Origin of the sequence: Pseudoalteromonas sp. SG44-17 (genome assembly GCF_014164235.1) — a bacterium.
Taxonomy (GTDB): Bacteria; Pseudomonadota; Gammaproteobacteria; order Enterobacterales; family Alteromonadaceae; genus Pseudoalteromonas; species Pseudoalteromonas rhizosphaerae.
The window spans coordinates 1-16,781 of record NZ_JACJEV010000015.1; the positions used below are offsets into that span (position 1 = coordinate 1).

Genomic DNA, 16,781 nt, shown 5'->3' on the forward strand with positions numbered 1-16,781 from the left:
GATCACACCCGAAATTAAATTAATGATGAGTAATAACAGCGCATGGATGCGCGTTAAGCTGTGACTTCGCCATGGACGGCGAATACACAGCATTTACGTTCATATCATTAATTTAAATTGAGGAAATAGTGTGATCCTCGGGGCGCCGTGGGGTTCCAAGGGGCGTACGGCGTTATGCGCCCCTTGGTTGCCGTCGCCAACGCGACATAACTAAAAATTTGCAATTAAAACCCAAAGCGCGAGATATACTCGCCTACAATTTAAAAGCTGCGCTTTTCGCGTCAGCAAGCTTAACGCCTACGGTCAACCTAAACGATGCTGTTAAGAAAACTCCCCCGTCATTTTGCCTGAAAAGACTCAATTGATGAGTAACCTAGCTTCAAGGATAAATTATTTGCAACAGAGTTTATTTGAAGATCAATTGCCCCTTGGTTGCCGTTGCCAACGCGACATAATAAATATATTTAATATGGTAGATCAAGTTTAGCGACAGCCTATATATTGAAAAGTGTAAGTATTTTAGCTGAGTTTTTATTTTTTATAACTTATTGTGTTTTCGGTATATATTGGCATAATTGATAAAAAATATTTACAAGGAAAGTAGATGCAATCAGCCACTACAAATACAGAATATACTGCAACTCCTTCTTCAACTAACGATCAGACAAGTAACTCTGCACATACTGATGCAAATAAACACCTATTTGTTTCACTCACTAAAGATGAATCGTTATTTTTAAATAAAAAACGTCGAAGCTGGAAGTTGGCAAATCCAAAAGATTTGTATACCTTTAGAGGGCAATCTATTGGTGTTTTTAAACACTTATTACATATAGTGATTTTTTTAGTCTGTTCATTTCTTTTTATTTATATTTATTATCTACCTTTTGATAAAGAGCTTATTAATGGCGTAGGTAGTTACAACACGATAACACCATTTGAACGATTTTCTAGAACTTTATTCGTTGGCTTAATTTTATTCAATTTAAATTCGTTAAGGGTTAATTTAAAGGCATATTCTATTAAGCGCTATTGGTTTGCTATGGCATCTAATTCGTTACTTAAAGTGGTTATCTTAAATATTTATTATTTACTTTTTATAACTTCGAGTATGGCTTATATTGGTGCACAATACGGGCTTGATTTATTTAGTGCTGCACAATTGTTTAAAGATGATGCTAGTTATGAAATATTTTTAATCTTTGATTTTTTTATATCTGTCGGTATTATTTGGTATGCTTTTAGGTTCTGTAGAAAGGGGCTTAAGTAATGAAGTTTTCTACTATTTTAGTTTTCATACTTATTTTATTTTCAGAATCTAGTTTTGCTAGAAGTCATTTGCCATATAGCTGTGAAGAATACTCAGAAATAGAGCTGAATAGCTTTGTACTGTTTAATAAAAAACAATTTATAGAGCTTGGAGAATGTGCTGGTGAGGCTTTAGTCAAAGCCAAAAAAATCTACAATATTGCAGCTGCATGCTCAGAGGTTGTTGAAGATAAAAATAGTTTATTAGGTATATTTAGTTTATCTAAAGTTGAAGCAATTAAAATGGGCGTTTGTTTCGGCGCTATTAATGCTGTTTATAACCGCTACGATAGAGAACTTGTTTTAGTAAATAGCCGCTACCGAAGTACAAAGCGTTATTATAGTTGTAAAAAAGGCATGGCGGCTGTAGATGAACTCGTTGCAAGCGCAAAAGATGAATATTATAAACGCTCTGAACTAAGAGACATATTGTGCGATAGAGTGTACTAGCATGTCAGTGTTGCTTGATACAGAAGTTGAATCAATTAATCAAATTGCCAGGTTTTTTATAAAGCAAAATGAAGCAGATAGCTTTCCCAAAGAGCTGCATGATACGTTAAATAATATTTTTACCAAGGGGCATGTTCATAGTGTTGATAGCCATACCTCTAAATCGCAGGCATTAGCGTTTCGCAAAGCAGTTATAACAGTCGAAAAAAGAGAGTCTAATAACCGGGCTGAGCACAAAGTGATTAGAGGCAGAAAGCCCGCTATATATAATGCTTTGTGCCTGTATGCGTTAATTGGTACTGCGGGCACTAAAAAGGTATTTCAAGAATACTATACTCCTAAATCATCGAATAATAAGCGTGAATTTGAACTGCTAGATCTATTCGCTAAAAAAGAGCTCAGCGCAGAAATGCTATTTTTTGGTGTTTCTCAATCTTCATTCGATAACATTAAAAATAAATTGATTGATGATAACTTTAACTTATTCACTGAACAGCTCCCTTCTCCTTTTCAATACCTCAAAGCTGGTAATACCGATTTATCTCCCCTTGGTGTTCTTTATGATAGGGATGTTAATTGGCATAGCTTTATAAAAACTTATATTAAGGCGGATAAAAAACTTAAGTCTAAAGAGTGCATGGAGGCTAAGAATATCCTTCAAAATGTAACAGATAAACGGCTACTTCAGCTTCCATTAGTTAAAGAATTAAGTGCTAGCATCGATTCCCAAATAGATGAAAATAAAGATGCATGGGAGTATTTACAAAATATTTTAAATTAAGTGTTTGTAGTGCTCCGCACAAGTTCACTATTGAACTCAGTTAACCAACTAGAGTTTAATAATGAAATCAATGAATCGTTTACTTAAAACCCTCCCAAAATGTCAATCTGCTCGTTACGTAGCAGAGGCTAAAGATATATATAGCCATCTTTTACAAAGTCGTAACTATAGAGATATTGGCGGCCGAAAACTCACTATTGACCCTAAACTTATACGTTTTAAGTTAGGTAATTACCGTTTGATTTTCGTATTTACAAATGGCGGCTTTGAGCCTAAAGCATTTCTTGCTCGCAAAAATCTTGAATCCTATTTAAAACGAAGGTGAATAATGTTGTTCACAAAATAATTAAATTTAGGAGGCCGTAATGGCTAAAAAAATAAGCCCTGCTGATAATGAAGCAAACCAAAAAAATGCGAATAAAGGTACAGATGGTGTGAATCAGCAATACGCTAAAGTACATGGGAATCGTGGTAAGCAATTAAATAAAAATGGAGATAAAAAATAATGGAGCAATTAGTTGAAATTGAACAGTCACCTATTTCTCAGTTAAGTAAAAATATGCACGAACAGTTACATGCTCATGTAACAGCGTTGAATTTTGAAAAACTGAAATGGAAATTGACGCAATCTGCTGAAGCAACATGGAATGATGAACTGTGTGACTTCGCAGAGCTTGAATATCGTAAGTTTTTATCCCTTAAAAAATGGTACCCCAAGCTATCACTCGTTCCAAGCAAATTAGTAGATAAATTTTGGCATGAGCATATTTTAGATACGCAAAGTTATATGAATGACTGTGAGTTTCTATTTGGTTTTTACTTACACCATTATCCTTATTTTGGAATTTATGGTGATAAAGACCAATCCAAATTACAAAGCTCATTTGACGAAACGGTAGCAGTTTATGAGGAGCACTTTGGTGCTTTTCCTACTGCTGAGCTTTATTCAAATGAGGCAGTGAAAATTGCTCGTTGTGGGGACGATCATGCGTGTCATGTTCCCTCGTCTTGCGCATGCCGTGTGCCTGGTGCGTGTAAGTAATTAATTAATTAATAGAAAGAGCTGTTTACGAGCAGCTCTTTGCATTTATTTAAGGATTAAAAAATGAGTTTAACATTTGCTGTTTTAGTTGATGGTGAAAATGCGTCTTATAACACATATTCAGCGGTGCTCGACGAAGTTGAGAAATATGGCACTGTGGCAATTAAATGGGTCTATGCAGATTGGACATCTGTGCAACATGGTAATTGGCAGAATATTTTACATAAAACAGCCTCCAGTCCCAAACAACAATTTCATTATGGTAAAGATGCTGCTGATCATGCACTGGTGATGGATGCAATTGAGCTTATAAATAATAACCAACGCATTACTGGGGTCTGTATTGTATCAAGTGATGGTGGTTTTTACAGCTTAGCACAGCGGATAAGAGAGAAAGGATTACACGTAATGGCTATAGGTAATGAAAGCACGCCAGAGCGGTTTATTAAGGCGTGCCATAATTTTGTAATTACAAAAAACTTAACTGACAGAGGTGACTCTGATGTATTTAAAGACTTAAATACACTATTGATCGCGGCTTATAAACGTTGTGTACAAAAGAATGAACCTGTTTATTTAGGTGACTTAGGTAGTGCTCTTAAAATGCTCGATTCATCTTTTGATTTTAGAAATTATCGTGTTACTAGCTTAAAGGCGCTTATCAAAGAGAAGCCAAATCTTTTTGAAATTGCAGAAGAAAGCCACGATCGCTGCTTTATCAAACTAGCTAAAGATCATAACTCTAATGCAAAAGGCGATATGTCTGGTGAGATCCGTATGTTTGATAAAAATCGAGGGTTTGGTTTTATCACCTCAGACTATGGCGATTTTCATTTTAGTGTAAGTAAGTTATCAGGCGGGAGTGATCAGTATGAAGTGGGCTCTCAAGTTACTTTTTACTGCTCGCAAGCAGGTAATAGTGAAAAATTGAACACCAATAAGTGCAAAAGTGTCGAGCAAGTATATCTTTATTTTTAAAAGCTGCGCTTTTCGCATCAGCAAGCTTAACGCCTACATTAAAATTTAAAGACCGCTGCCAAGACAATCCCCCCGTGATCACACCCGAAATTGAATTAATGATGAGTAATTTACAGCATGGATGCTGTTCAAAAGCGTTGCTTGGCCATGGGTGAAAAACGCAGTTTTGAACGAGAGGGTATGGATACCCGAACTGGGGAGCGTACATGGATGTGAAAGTTGTGCCTATCTACGCTGGTTACGTTCATATCATTAATTTAAATTGAGGAAGCAGTGTGATCCCTCGGGGCGCCGAGAGATTCCAAAGAGAAGTCGGCGGTTTCATTTTGTAGAGAATGCTCTTTGGTTGCCGTCGCCAACGCGACATAACTAAAAATTTGCAATTAAAACCCAAAGCGCGAGATAAACTCCCGTTACAATTCAAAAATTTCGCTTTTCGCGTCAGCAAGCTTAACGCCTACGGCAAAATTAAATACTGCTGCTAAGACAATTTCCCCGTGATCACACCTGAAATTGAATTAATGATGAGTAATAACAGCGCATGGATGCGCGTTAAGCTGTGACTTCGCCATGGACGGCGAATACACAGCATTTACGTTCATATCATTAATTTAAATTGAGGAAATAGTGTGATCCTCTGGGCGCCGTGGGGTTCCAAGGGGAGGTCGGCGCTTTCATTTGGTAGAAAATGCTCTTTGGTTGCCGTCGCCAACGCGACATAACTCAAATTTGCAATTAAAAACCAGACCGCGAGGTAAACTCTCATCCGTAATTTAAATGTTCACTCCCATACTTTATGGGGCAACAATTGAAACTTAGCTAAAAAGTCACCATTTTTATTGCAATAAATTGATCAGTAAGCAGGAGATAATGATTTTTTCGCCGAACTTAATTTCAATGACTATTTGAGCTTTTCAAAACAGTATTTAGCATCACGTTAAAGGGGTTTAGCTAAAGATAATGTTGATCGTGTTATTTAGTTTGTAATTAATGTGTTGCAAATAAAAGCGTGTAGTACTTTCAGTGCTGTTAATAACTAGTGTTAACGCTAAGGTTCTGGTTTATATATAAAAATATGAATTTACCTTGACTGGCCTCCCATAATGATTAAGTATGTGGTACTTAAGGATGGTTTTTATTAAGTCATATATAAGAAGCAGTTACAGGGAAGACTTCGCTTACTCGTTACTATAAATTCTTCTGGACTGTCGCTGTTATATTGCACTTTAAAAAATAACGTCGCTTGATAATTTATAAGTAAAATAAGAGGTGAGAAGTGAGTGTAAATTTATTGGAAAAAACATTTAAACTATTATTGGATAGGGATTTTAAAGCTCTGTCTAGTCGAAGTGAAGAAACTTCAGTACTTGAGTTGATAAAGCTTGATGAAAATAAGAAGTCTGATATTTTGGCATGGCTTTTAGATCCCAATGGAGGCCATCAACAAGGCGAATACTTTTTAAAAGCACTACTCCACTATGTCTTTAATGTTGCTGATGATGAGCAGGTAGGAAATTTTTTAAGTACATTTGAGCTACTTTCTCATTCAACCTCTCAAGCTAAAGTTATTCGCGAATTCCCTATTAATGATGGCGCTGGACGGATTGACTTGCTTGTTTTAGATCCAAGTCAAAAGTTAGTTATTGTTATTGAGAGAAAAGACGGTAGTAAATTACAAAACCAACAATTAAAAAAATACGCTAGTTGGATAGAAACTAATTATGCTGATTGGAATAAAGTATATGTGTTATCGGATAGTCACTTTAAAAACCATGGTGACGAGTATGATAATCGATTTGTGAAAGTAGATGATACTTGGCTGTCAGATGCATTACTTGATTTATTTGGACGTAATTTATTAACCCAAAAACAAGAGCATCAATTAAGAGATATTCATGACTTCATTTTTGGTGAGTGGGATGAGAAAAGAACTCTCTACTTTAAAAACTATAATAAGTTATTAAATACGGTATCAGCTAACCATTTCGAAACACTTCGCCTCCTAGAAAATCAGAAACTTACCTATAATAAAAAATCATACTCCCTCATTGAGCTAACTCCTCTAGAATATTTTGGGTATGTATTACCAAACGCGCATGCTTATGACGATTGGCAGCTAAAGCTTGCTGAGTTAATACAGCATAATCATAAGGTATTTAATGAGTTGCATGGCTTAAATGAGTTTAATCTCTTTAATGAAGCTGTAAGGAAACTATTCCCTAAACTGGGTGCTGATATTGATGATAGCAAGATGATATTAATGCTAACTAAGCATACTCCTAAGGAGGGGGATTATTGGCCTTATTACCTTGAAATCGAACGTGAGATAAATGAAGAAAATCAAGATATCTATACAGTATCGATTAATGCTAGCCGCTATTCGCCAGAAGAGTTTCATCATTTTGCTGAAAAGGTTGCTGATGCATATAAAATGAAAAGACAATCTAATTGGCGTTTTAAGCACGAAATTTTGCTGGAAAATATCGAAACTTTAGATTTAGACGCGGGAGATGATTCACTCTATCATGTGATTAAAGATTTTTATAATGTTGTAAAAGACTTTAAACTCAAAGCTTGAGGGGATTCTTAGTTTAAATGTAAGTTGTTAAAAAGCAGGTATCAAGTTTAGCCTGCTTTTTTACGGATTTTTGAAGCTTGGTTAGGTTAGCCCTGAAGAGGTATCCCCCCCTAAAAACTTCGCTTTTCGCGTTAGCAAGCTTAACGCCTACGGTAGTAAAAGGAGCTAGGTGCTAGGATTTGCTCGTAGCTCGTTGCCCGCATTATTTTTATCTTCTCTGTGTAGCGCCGCACCTTGGTGAGCTCGGTGGTAAAATTGGTTTTAAAACAATCACAGATTAAGGTAAAGGCGCTAGGTTCTAGGGAAGTGACTAGGAGCTAGGATGTAACCGTAGCCCATAGCTCGATGCCTGTGGCTGGATTTAAAAACAATCACAGCTAAAGCGGGTTCCTACTGGTGATAGATACCATTAAGATGATGTGATTACATCAACTAAGTGTCGTATGTTTGCATTGTTTAAATGTCGTATGTTTGCTATGTTTTATCTAAGCAACGAGAGTAATTAATATGACAATAGCAAGTAAAGTAACGACAAGAATAAATCGCTCTAGGCGTTATGTTTTTGAGCGCGCTGATTTTGCTGATATTGCAGGTTACGACCAAGTTGGCCGTGTTTTAAAAAAGCTAGTTAATAGTGGCCAGTTGTTGCGTATTGGGTATGGGCTTTATACCAAAGCGCGAGAAAATCGCATTACTGGCAAGTTAATGCCAGCATCACCTGCGGGAGCAGATGGAGTCATTTTAGAGGCTATTGAAAAACTGGGCGTTGAGTATCAATTTGATGAATTTTCACAACGCAGTCTTAATGGTGAAAGTTTACAAGTTCCCGCTTCATTTAAAATAATGACCAATAGTCGATTTAAGCGCAAGATTGTTGTAGATAATAGCGCTATCAATGCAAGTTGATAGCGATTTATTTTTAGATGTAGCAGATGCTCTTGGTATGGGTAACCCTGCCATTGTTTAAAAAGATTATTACGTAGTTGCATTGCTAAAGCTACTTTCAGAGTTATCTTTTGATACGCATTTTTTAGTTTTTTCAGGTGGTACGGCATTAACAAAGTCAGGCATTAAAACTCATAGGATGTCTGAAGATGTTGATATAAAAATCATTCCTAAAGATTTAGCTGCTAACACCTCTAAAACTAAAAGAAGAAAGGCAAGAAAAGCGCTCCATTTACAGTTAATTGATGCAATTAATTCATATGATTATTTTTCTGTAGAAAATGCTCCAACCGTTTTTGATGAATATCGATATCAACAAATTGATATTCGTTATCCTCAAGCCCATTCAAAAGCTCCATGCTTACGACCGTTTATTAAATTAGAGCTTATAGAAACATTACTTTTTGATAATGTACAAAGCCGCAATATATCTTCTTTAGTGAACGAGATAACTCAACAGGCACCAGAAGTGCCGCTGATGGATTTTTCTAGCATTAAGAGTACACAAGCTGAAAAGTTAGTGTCTATGCTTAGGCGCACAGCGAGCTTTGCACGTGATAATAGAAGAGACGATGATCCTGCGCTAATTCGCCATATTTCTGATACGTATTATATTCAACAAGCTGGATTGGCGAATGTTCAAGATGTAGTACCTTTAGTGCAAAAAGTCATCGCGGAAGATATTACTCGTTATGGTAATCAGCATGCAGAATTTATGGAAAAATCCGATTACTGAACTTAGGTTTGCTTTAGGTGTATTACAAGCGAATTCAATTTATGAAGCGCGTTTTAATAAATATGTCGTGCCAATGGTTTATGGTAATCATAGCCTTAATTGGGAGCATGCATTTGATGTATTTAAGTTATATTGCGACCAAGTACTAAATAATATAAAGCTTTAAATATCGTCGCCAACGCGACATTAACCATCAAATTTGCAATTAAAAACCAGAACGCGAGATAAACTCACGCCTACAATTGAATTCAAAAGCTCCGCTTTTCGCGTTAGCAAGTTTAACGCCTACGATAAACTTAAACGCCGTCGCTAAGACAATTCCCCCGTGATCACACCTGAAATTAAATTAATGATGAGTAATAGCAGCGCATGGATGCACGTTAAGCGATGCTTACATAAGGACGTGTTTCATCGCGTTTACGTTCATATCATTAATTTAAATTGAGGAAGCAGTGTGATCCTCGGGGCGCCGTGGGGTTCCAAGGGGCGTACGGCGCTATGCGCCCCTTGGTTGCAGTCGCCAACGCGACATAACTAAAAATTTGCAATTAAAAACCAGACCGCGAGGTAAACTCGCCTACAATTTAAAAGCTGCGCTTTTCGCTTCAACAAGCTAAGCGTATTAAGATTATGGAGTAATTGCATATATTGTATGGGTATTGCTGCACATAAAAAAACAGATACCATCAAAATAGGAACATATTTAATTTAAAGGATATAAATGAAAATAATCTACCTTTCTTTTTTAGCTCTATGCTCGCTTCATGTAAATGCAGCTATTTTAGATTGCGACTTACAGGGTAAAGATCGCACTATTTATCAATTAGTAAAGCCAATAGCACCCTTTGATAGCTGTAAAAAAGCCGTTGATAATGAAGGCAATATCGTGGGCTATAAATTAAAGAAAGAGGGTTCTTATATTGATATTTCATTTGAAGATGAAAACTTCACACATGAAGATCACTTCTTTGTTTCAGGTAATAAATTGACAGTGAAAGAACTCCTTTTATCTATATATATACCTCAAGGTGAACCTGAAAACGAATATATAAAAGCCCAAAGAAAGAACCTTTTAAAATCAACTGCTAGTGGTATTAAATATGATAAAGGGGGGTTTACTTCTTTGATTTAGAAATAAAAAACTCGGCTTACAAAAACTATGTTGCTTATATTGAAGAAGGTAAACCTAACGAGTTTATTGGTATAGGAACCGACGGAAGAAAAGAATTGCTGATAAAAATAATGTTTAACAAAGGAATGGATGATATCTAAAAAATATGAAGATATTGATGACAAGGACGTAAAAAAGATCTTAGAGGTTTTTTTTTAGTAAAGGCACAGCTAGCCAAATAGAGATTAACGATAAAGTGATTGAGTTAGTTTGGGAAATGTTAGCCTCATAAAAAGAATGTACTAAGGCCATGCACTTTGTTCCAAGACCACAAGGATTAGCGGCATCTCCTATGTATGTCGCTAAAGAACTAGCCAAAATAGCGTATAGAGTATCTGCTGATAAAGATGATTCTGTTTACCACGTATGTAAGGTGTTTTCTGCAAGAGGTTATGCTACAAAAATTAAATTAGCAGGCATGGGTTTGTAAAATTTAATTAAAAACCAAAGCGCGAGATACACTCCCGCTACAATTCAAAAACTTCGCTTTCGCGTCAGCAAGCTTAACGCCTACGGTGGGAAGTGACTAGGAGCTAGGGTTAATTCGTAGCCTGTTACCCATAGCCCGTAGCATTTTATCTTATCTGTGTACGCAGCCTCGGTGAGCTTGGTGGTAAAATTGGTTTTAAAACAATCACAGGCAAGGTAAAGGTGCTAGGTTCTAGGGAAGTGACTAGGAGCTAGGATTAATCCGTAGCCCGTTTTTTCAACTTGCCAGTTTTACTCTATAAACTAGTCAATTAAAATTTACTTATGGGTTTTAATTTAATTACAAGTCATCATAAGTTAAATACATTTTACTTATGGTCTTGTTGATTAATTATTTAGTCTAAAAGTAAAGTATCGTTGACTTTTTCTTAAGGTATTCTAGAATTGGTTGTATAAGTAAACTATAGTTGACCATAAATGAGCGATTCCTCCGTCAAAAAAACACTCGGAAGAGTTGTTAAGCGTACTGAAATGCCTGAGCTTTCTAAGCCATTTTCACCCATGCAGCTGGCTAAAGCCATTACTGCAAAGCGAACTGGTATGAAGCTGACATTAGTGGATGTATCACAAGCGCTTGCTATTTCTAAGCCTACGCTAATAAAAATAGAAAAAGGTGATGTAACTGTGCAACTGCATAATGTACTAAAAGTTATGGAGTATTTAGGGTTGTCGTTCAGCCTTGTCAGTGATGATATAGCTCATAGCAATGATGAGGTGAGCGATGAACAGTGGTACTAACACCAATCGTTTAGATGTGTTTATCGGTCAATCGCAAAAGGTGGCTGAGATAACGCTGGCAATAGGCTCTGAAAATGAGATTTCATTTACTTATGAGGCTAAATGGATCAACGAGGGTTTTGCTGTTTCACCACATTTGCCACTCAATGGCGATTTTGACTCTCGTGCAGTACGTAATTATTTGCAAAACTTATTGCCTGAGGGGAAAGGCCTTGAGGAAATAATTAGCAGTACGACTATTTCAAAAAATAACACCTTCGGCTTAATTAAAGTGATTGGCGAAGAAACATCGGGCGCTTTGTCGTTTAGAGCAAGTAATCGTGCAGTAAAGCAAACCTCCTTTCGTGAAGTAACTAAAGGTGAGTTAAGTCAAAAGCTGAACCGTTTTAAGCAAGCGGGCGAGCCTATTACATTATGGGACGGGCGAACGAGGCTCTCTGTCGCTGGGGTTCAAGATAAGCTTAATTTACTCGAAATCGACGGCAGGCTGGGGTTTGGTGAAGGCGAATTATGTTCTAATAAAATATTTAAGTTTGAAACGGGTGCTGCGCCTTTCATTGCCGTAAATGAGTTATTTACTATGTTGCTGGCAAGAGGCGCAGGACTTGATGTGCCTGACGTTGAATTGCGTAGCTATGGTGAAATGCGGGCCTTTGTTATCGATCGTTTTGATAGGCGTGTTGTTAAAGAGCAAAACCGAGTGTTACGTCGTCATGTTATTGATGGGTGCCAAGCGACAAATTTGCCTCCTTCTTACAAATACGAGCGTCAGCACGGTGATCAGGGGGACGGTATTTATATTCGAGATGGTGTTTCTTTTCCTAAGCTCTTCAATATTGAAACAGTGAATCTGCAAGCGTATCAGGCGCAACTTATTCGCTGGATAACATTTAATATTTTAGTGCGTAATTATGATGCTCATGGTAAGAACATTAGTTTTTTTGTTGGCAAAAATGGTTTAGAGCTCACACCGTTTTACGACTTGGTTAATATAGAAGCTATTATTGAACAGACGGGTATTGATTGTGCAAAAGGTGGTTCAAAGCTAGCTATTTCAAGGCATTATGCAATGTCGCTAGGTGACTATAATTCACAAGGCGCGGGTAATTTTAGTAATGAAATAACGGCTTATATGTTAGCTGATTTTGCTGATGAGTTTGATATTTCTCTTGCGCGTATGCAGCTACTGATGAGTCAAACAATTCAGTCAGTATTAGCTGCAATAACAATGGCTAAAGCGACTGCTATTGCAAATAATTTGTCTAATAGTGAACTAGAACACATCGGCTTATGTATTAACATTATCAATAAAGCAGCTGGCGAACTGAGTGAGCAGGTTGGGCTGTTACCAAGTATGAAAGCGTTTATTTAAGTTTCTTCGGTGTAGTGAAGTGAGGTAGTAAAAGGAGCTATGTTCTAGGATTTGCTCGTAGCTCGTTGCCCGCATTATTTTTACCTTCTCTGTGTAGCGCAGCCTCGGTGGTAAAATTGGTTTTAAAACAATCACAGGCAAGATAAAGGCGCTAGGTTCTAGGGAAGTGACGAGGTTCTAGGGGATTGTATTCGTGCGTTGTATTCTTATTTACCCTCATTGTCTTCTCTTTGTGCAAATTGATTGTAAGTGATGTATTCACCACAGAGATTAAGAGGCGCTGCGCTTTAGAGAAAGAATATAAAGACCGCGTCAGCAAGCTTAACGCCTACGGTAGTAAAAGGAGCTAGGTGCTAGGATTTGCTCGTAGCTCAAAGCACTTTTTATCTTCTCTGTGTAGCGCCGCGCCTCGGTGAGCTCGGTGGTAAAATTGTTTTTAAAACAATCATAGATTAAGGTAAAGGTGCTAGGTTCTAGGGAAGTGACTAGGAGCTAGGATGTAACCGTAGCCCATAGCTCGATGCCTGTGGCTGGATTTAAAAAGAATCACAGCTAAAGCGCGTTCCTACAGGGAAGTGACTAGGCGCTAGGGTTTGCACAAGCTCGCAGCCCGTAGCTCAAAGCCCGTTGCGTTGTATTCTTATTTACCCTCATTGTCTTCTCTTTGTGCTAATTGATTGTAAGTGATGTATTCACCACAGAGATTAAGAGGCGCTACGCTTTAGAGAAAGAATATAAAGACCGCGTCAGCAAGCTTAACGCCTACGGTAGTAAAAGGAGCTGGCTTGGATTAGCCCGCAGACCGTCGCTCGAAGCACTTTTTATCTTCTCTGTGTAGCGCCGCGCCTCGGTGAGCTCGGTGGTAAAATTGTTTTTAAAACAATCACAACTAAAGCGGGTTCCTACGATTTCAATTCGCAAATTCACACAGTGAGGCAATTAAGTTTGTTATTTGCCTCACTGTGTGAGGCGAATAAAGTGTGCACTTTTTTATATATCAAACGCAAAGGTTTGTTTTAATAAAGGTTGTATATTTGTTTTTATCGCAATGGGTTTGCCATCTGCAAAGCGCTTAGGGTTTACCGTAATAAATCCCCAAAACTCTAAAAACCGCTCTATAAAACGGGATCTGATTAAAACACCTAACAAATCTTGTGGATCTTTGTATTGCGTAGCTGGCACTTCATTTAGTAGGGCTGGGAATGCGGTGATGACTTCTTCAGTCAATTGCTCAACCGAACCGTGTATTTGGATTCGCCACACCATAAAGAGCCAAAAAGTGCGTAGATCGCAATTACTGACAAAGCTATCAAAATAGGCCCAATTATAGTGTGTGGTGGCAGCTTCAAGCATAGGTAAGAAGAATGCTTTAACTCCCTGTGATTGATACTGTTTTTGGGCGGTTTATTTAACATGGAAACGGCCGCTCTTAAGGTAAATAATACCTGCAATATCTGCCAAAATTCGGGTGTAATGTAAGGCGTTAATTTTGTCTTCGTTACTACCTGCAAACTCACTGATACTGACTGGCTTTTCATACTCAGATAAGGCAAACTCTGGGAGTAATTCACTTGCTTGCTTGGCTATTTTGGCTGGTAAATTACCTTTGGTTGTTGCTTTAAATGATCCTCCTTGTTGCATCGCTTCATCTAGTATTATCGCTAAGTAACGCATCACAGGACTTGTTGTTAGCTCATTAGGTATACTTATTGTTACCCTTGCCAACTCATTAAATGGTGCTCTTAGCCAATTATCCATTTGATTGGCTGACAGGCCGCAAAAATCATCTAATGAACTATTGTTGATGCCTGAAATTTTATGTTGAGCTATCAGATTCATTTCATCTAGGCTTAAATCAGGGTTAGCCGCAATAGTGTGTGCTATTTCGTCAAATACTTCGCTGTGCTGCTTTGATGCGCTATCCATACAACAACGCTTATATTTTTTACCGCTATTACACGAGCATGGATCGTTTCTGCCTAACTTCATATGAAATAACTCTTAGTTTCGAAACTTTGCGTAATTCTAATCAATTTACTGATGTTGGGTCAAAGTAAGGTTTGCAATGATTTGATATTAGCAAGCTTAAATAGCCGTTTCTACAATTGTAAAAGCGCTAGGATGTTTGCATAAACTCGCTAACTCACACAATGAGGCAATTAAGCAAGCTATTTGCCTCTGCTAAATATTAGAGGCATCCTGACACAGGGGGAGGAGAATAGTTGTCGGAAACTTCTAATTGAAAGTCTTGCTGCTAGCGTAAAAAATGCTACGCTATCCCTAATTTAACGACAGTGATGTATATATGATTAAAAGGATTTTATTGGCTATCTGCGTGATTTCAAGCAATAGCACATTGGCCGCAGAGCAGTATTCGCAATCACGGTGTGATGCTATTAAAGCCGAGCGAGAAAAAGTTCAGGATAGAATGAGGGCAGGGTATAAGGCAGCTGAAGGTGAGCGTTTACGCAGGCGCTCAACTGAGTTGTTTGAAATATTAGGTCGTCACTGCATAAGCCCAACTAATGGGAGGAGCTACAGTTCAGGTTCACGAACTTATACTCGCTCATCTGCTAATGATTTATTAAATAAAAAAGTTCATGATTCAACGGTCTATAGTAAAACATACGACAGTGATAGCAAACGACTCGCGTGGAGTAGCTTTTACCAATACCCTGAGCGCTGCCGTGCTAAAGAAATGCAACAAACTGACTTTGTTTGGTGCAGTGAAAATCGAGCTGAGCAGCGTGCAAAATTTGAAGCCCAGTGGCAAGCACCAAGCAAAGCAAGCGCGAATGTTAAACAGCCAACGGTTGTTTTATCTCAACAAAACACTACTGCAATACCCACAATTACACATTCGATGACGCTAACCCCAGTGTCAAAAGCTGATACCCGTTTGAATACAGTTGCTTTGGAAAAAGAAGGCTATAACTACAAAGTTTGGCAATTAGTGGCTGTTGGTTGTCTTGCCTTTATGGGAGTTTTTGGCGCTTACCGCTGGTTTAAAGATTAAGTGCAAAACAAGTCGCGATATAAAATCGCTGCTACGAAGGTCGATTATTTAAATCTCAGCGGTAGTGCATTTTACAGCTTCTCTCTGTTAGCCCGGCAACTTAACTCTTTCTAACTCATCTAATGAGGCGAATAATAATTTCAACGCCAGCATCTGATTAAAGTGCAAAAGATCGCTCTAAGTAAACGCCGGGTTTGGTTAGGCTTATTGTCACGTAAAGCATGATCTACGGGTTAACTCGTTGCTGTAGCTTGGCTTGGGGCTGATAATCACCTTGCTCTAAACCTTTAAAGTAAGCTTGGTAACGGCCGTTTTGCTTAAACTGTAATAAGTACTGATTAAAGGTGTTGAGCAGTTTTTCACTTTCGCTGCTATTTTTTGGAAATAGTAAGAAGCTTTTATTAATTAACAGGGGTTTGGGGTGGTGGCTAATAACATTAACAAGATCGGGTAGTTGGTGTTTTAGGGTAAAGTAGCCAACACTTTGCTCTTCAGCAAAGGCGTCGATACGCCCTAGTGCTAAACGGCGGAAGTTTTGCTCGGTATTACCTACCCGCGACATTTCAAAAGAGCCTTCGGCAAGGGCTTTATCAAACTCTGGGCCATAACTATAGCCAAGCCCACCACCGAGCAATAGGCCTTTTAAATCTGCAATATTTTGCCAATCAAAATGGCGCTGCTTTTGATAAAAAAACACAAATCGTTCACTGAGTACCGGTTCGCTATATAAGTAAGCCGTTGCTCTTTCGTCACTGAACATCCATACCGCAGTAGCGGCATATTTGTTATTTTCGGTATCGTGATATGCACGTGACCAAGGTAAAAATGTAAAGTTAACGGTAATGCCTGCTTCAGCAAATATATCGCGAATTAAATGCGCTACTACACCTTGGTAGGGCAGCGATTCACTGAGAAAAGGTGGCCATTCACCTGCGCTAAGTTGAATTGTCGTTGAGTCAATACTTTGCGCTGTCGGTACTGCTTTAGTGGCGTTACTTACACACAACAGTAGTAACAGACTGGCGTTGCATATATTACGTAATCGTTTAGCTGTTCGCATTGTGTAATTTAGCATTTATGAACATGGTAAAAAATCTGTATTGGTTATAAATTCCTCATTTATGATACTACAGTAGCGATCACGCAAAAGCGAATTAGTTAATAAACTTGTGTGCGG

General features: G+C 37.9%; 18 protein-coding genes. 15 read left to right on the forward strand and 3 right to left on the reverse strand.

The window, feature by feature from the left end; genetic code table 11:
• The first annotated feature begins 604 nt into the window (after window positions 1-604).
• The 14 genes from H5182_RS11910 to H5182_RS11975 all read left to right on the forward strand — a co-directional run bounded on the left by H5182_RS11910 (window position 605) and on the right by H5182_RS11975 (window position 12,588).
• Window positions 605-1,270 carry a hypothetical protein gene (locus tag H5182_RS11910; RefSeq protein WP_182760079.1) on the forward strand — a complete coding sequence of 222 codons (666 nt, stop codon included), beginning with the start codon at window positions 605-607 and terminating at the stop codon, window positions 1,268-1,270.
• Window positions 1,270-1,758, forward strand: coding sequence for a hypothetical protein (locus H5182_RS11915; protein ID WP_182735331.1), 489 nt, complete (start codon window positions 1,270-1,272; stop codon window positions 1,756-1,758). The genes H5182_RS11910 and H5182_RS11915 overlap by 1 nt, the downstream gene beginning before the upstream one ends.
• 1 nt (window position 1,759) lies before the next feature.
• The gene (locus H5182_RS11920; RefSeq protein WP_182735330.1) at window positions 1,760-2,539 is read left to right on the forward strand and encodes a hypothetical protein; all 780 of its coding nucleotides are present in this window, start codon (window positions 1,760-1,762) and stop codon (window positions 2,537-2,539) included.
• Window positions 2,540-2,609: 70 nt separating this feature from the next.
• Window positions 2,610-2,864 (forward strand): hypothetical protein, encoded by a 255-nt coding sequence (locus tag H5182_RS11925; protein ID WP_182735329.1) that lies wholly within the window; start codon window positions 2,610-2,612, stop codon window positions 2,862-2,864.
• A 40-nt stretch (window positions 2,865-2,904) separates the two neighbouring features.
• Window positions 2,905-3,045, forward strand: coding sequence for a hypothetical protein (locus H5182_RS11930; RefSeq protein WP_182735328.1), 141 nt, complete (start codon window positions 2,905-2,907; stop codon window positions 3,043-3,045).
• Complete coding sequence (locus tag H5182_RS11935; protein ID WP_259398294.1) at window positions 3,045-3,581, forward strand: hypothetical protein; 537 nt, start codon at window positions 3,045-3,047, stop codon at window positions 3,579-3,581. The genes H5182_RS11930 and H5182_RS11935 overlap by 1 nt, the downstream gene beginning before the upstream one ends.
• Window positions 3,582-3,644: 63 nt before the next feature.
• The gene (locus H5182_RS11940; protein WP_182735327.1) at window positions 3,645-4,559 is read left to right on the forward strand and encodes an NYN domain-containing protein; all 915 of its coding nucleotides are present in this window, start codon (window positions 3,645-3,647) and stop codon (window positions 4,557-4,559) included.
• Between the two features lie 1,276 nt (window positions 4,560-5,835).
• Window positions 5,836-7,137: a PD-(D/E)XK nuclease family protein gene (locus tag H5182_RS11945; protein WP_182760080.1), complete on the forward strand. Its 1,302-nt coding sequence runs from the start codon at window positions 5,836-5,838 to the stop codon at window positions 7,135-7,137.
• 507 nt (window positions 7,138-7,644) lie between these two features.
• Window positions 7,645-8,043: a DUF6088 family protein gene (locus H5182_RS11950; protein ID WP_182760081.1), complete on the forward strand. Its 399-nt coding sequence runs from the start codon at window positions 7,645-7,647 to the stop codon at window positions 8,041-8,043.
• 82 nt (window positions 8,044-8,125) lie between these two features.
• Entirely contained in the window at window positions 8,126-8,818 is a 693-nt protein-coding gene (locus H5182_RS11955; RefSeq protein WP_182760082.1) for a nucleotidyl transferase AbiEii/AbiGii toxin family protein, read from the forward strand.
• Window positions 8,787-8,984 (forward strand): hypothetical protein, encoded by a 198-nt coding sequence (locus tag H5182_RS11960; protein ID WP_182760083.1) that lies wholly within the window; start codon window positions 8,787-8,789, stop codon window positions 8,982-8,984. The genes H5182_RS11955 and H5182_RS11960 overlap by 32 nt, the downstream gene beginning before the upstream one ends.
• 555 nt (window positions 8,985-9,539) lie before the next feature.
• Window positions 9,540-9,950 (forward strand): hypothetical protein, encoded by a 411-nt coding sequence (locus H5182_RS11965; RefSeq protein ID WP_182760084.1) that lies wholly within the window; start codon window positions 9,540-9,542, stop codon window positions 9,948-9,950.
• Between the two features lie 945 nt (window positions 9,951-10,895).
• The gene (locus H5182_RS11970) at window positions 10,896-11,216 is read left to right on the forward strand and encodes a helix-turn-helix domain-containing protein (RefSeq protein WP_145242858.1); all 321 of its coding nucleotides are present in this window, start codon (window positions 10,896-10,898) and stop codon (window positions 11,214-11,216) included.
• Window positions 11,200-12,588: a HipA domain-containing protein gene (locus H5182_RS11975; RefSeq protein ID WP_182760085.1), complete on the forward strand. Its 1,389-nt coding sequence runs from the start codon at window positions 11,200-11,202 to the stop codon at window positions 12,586-12,588. The genes H5182_RS11970 and H5182_RS11975 overlap by 17 nt, the downstream gene beginning before the upstream one ends.
• A gap of 990 nt (window positions 12,589-13,578) precedes the next feature.
• Here H5182_RS11975 and H5182_RS22540 read toward each other — a convergent pair.
• Window positions 13,579-13,854 carry a hypothetical protein gene (locus H5182_RS22540; protein ID WP_310741333.1) on the reverse strand — a complete coding sequence of 92 codons (276 nt, stop codon included), beginning with the start codon at window positions 13,852-13,854 and terminating at the stop codon, window positions 13,579-13,581.
• Between the two features lie 138 nt (window positions 13,855-13,992).
• Window positions 13,993-14,577 (reverse strand): SEC-C metal-binding domain-containing protein, encoded by a 585-nt coding sequence (locus H5182_RS22545; RefSeq protein WP_310741334.1) that lies wholly within the window; start codon window positions 14,575-14,577, stop codon window positions 13,993-13,995.
• Window positions 14,578-14,893: 316 nt separating this feature from the next.
• Here H5182_RS22545 and H5182_RS11985 point away from each other — a divergent pair, with 316 nt between their 5' ends.
• On the forward strand, window positions 14,894-15,604 hold the full coding sequence (locus H5182_RS11985; RefSeq protein WP_182760086.1) for a hypothetical protein: 711 nt from the start codon (window positions 14,894-14,896) through the stop codon (window positions 15,602-15,604).
• Window positions 15,605-15,830: 226 nt separating this feature from the next.
• Here the strand turns inward: H5182_RS11985 and H5182_RS11990 are convergent, their stop codons facing one another.
• Complete coding sequence (locus H5182_RS11990) at window positions 15,831-16,679, reverse strand: ABC transporter substrate-binding protein (protein ID WP_259398154.1); 849 nt, start codon at window positions 16,677-16,679, stop codon at window positions 15,831-15,833.
• Window positions 16,680-16,781: the final 102 nt, after the last annotated feature.

Coding starts and splice junctions, on each gene's coding strand:
- H5182_RS11910 (WP_182760079.1), top strand. CDS start 605: ATGCAATCAGCCACTACAAATACAGAATATACTGCAACTCCTTCTTCA.
- H5182_RS11915 (WP_182735331.1), top strand. CDS start 1,270: ATGAAGTTTTCTACTATTTTAGTTTTCATACTTATTTTATTTTCAGAA.
- H5182_RS11920 (WP_182735330.1), top strand. CDS start 1,760: ATGTCAGTGTTGCTTGATACAGAAGTTGAATCAATTAATCAAATTGCC.
- H5182_RS11925 (WP_182735329.1), top strand. CDS start 2,610: ATGAATCGTTTACTTAAAACCCTCCCAAAATGTCAATCTGCTCGTTAC.
- H5182_RS11930 (WP_182735328.1), top strand. CDS start 2,905: ATGGCTAAAAAAATAAGCCCTGCTGATAATGAAGCAAACCAAAAAAAT.
- H5182_RS11935 (WP_259398294.1), top strand. CDS start 3,045: ATGGAGCAATTAGTTGAAATTGAACAGTCACCTATTTCTCAGTTAAGT.
- H5182_RS11940 (WP_182735327.1), top strand. CDS start 3,645: ATGAGTTTAACATTTGCTGTTTTAGTTGATGGTGAAAATGCGTCTTAT.
- H5182_RS11950 (WP_182760081.1), top strand. CDS start 7,645: ATGACAATAGCAAGTAAAGTAACGACAAGAATAAATCGCTCTAGGCGT.
- H5182_RS11960 (WP_182760083.1), top strand. CDS start 8,787: ATGCAGAATTTATGGAAAAATCCGATTACTGAACTTAGGTTTGCTTTA.
- H5182_RS11965 (WP_182760084.1), top strand. CDS start 9,540: ATGAAAATAATCTACCTTTCTTTTTTAGCTCTATGCTCGCTTCATGTA.
- H5182_RS11970 (WP_145242858.1), top strand. CDS start 10,896: ATGAGCGATTCCTCCGTCAAAAAAACACTCGGAAGAGTTGTTAAGCGT.
- H5182_RS11975 (WP_182760085.1), top strand. CDS start 11,200: ATGAACAGTGGTACTAACACCAATCGTTTAGATGTGTTTATCGGTCAA.
- H5182_RS22540 (WP_310741333.1), bottom strand. CDS start 13,854: ATGGTGTGGCGAATCCAAATACACGGTTCGGTTGAGCAATTGACTGAA.
- H5182_RS22545 (WP_310741334.1), bottom strand. CDS start 14,577: ATGAAGTTAGGCAGAAACGATCCATGCTCGTGTAATAGCGGTAAAAAA.
- H5182_RS11985 (WP_182760086.1), top strand. CDS start 14,894: ATGATTAAAAGGATTTTATTGGCTATCTGCGTGATTTCAAGCAATAGC.
- H5182_RS11990 (WP_259398154.1), bottom strand. CDS start 16,679: ATGCTAAATTACACAATGCGAACAGCTAAACGATTACGTAATATATGC.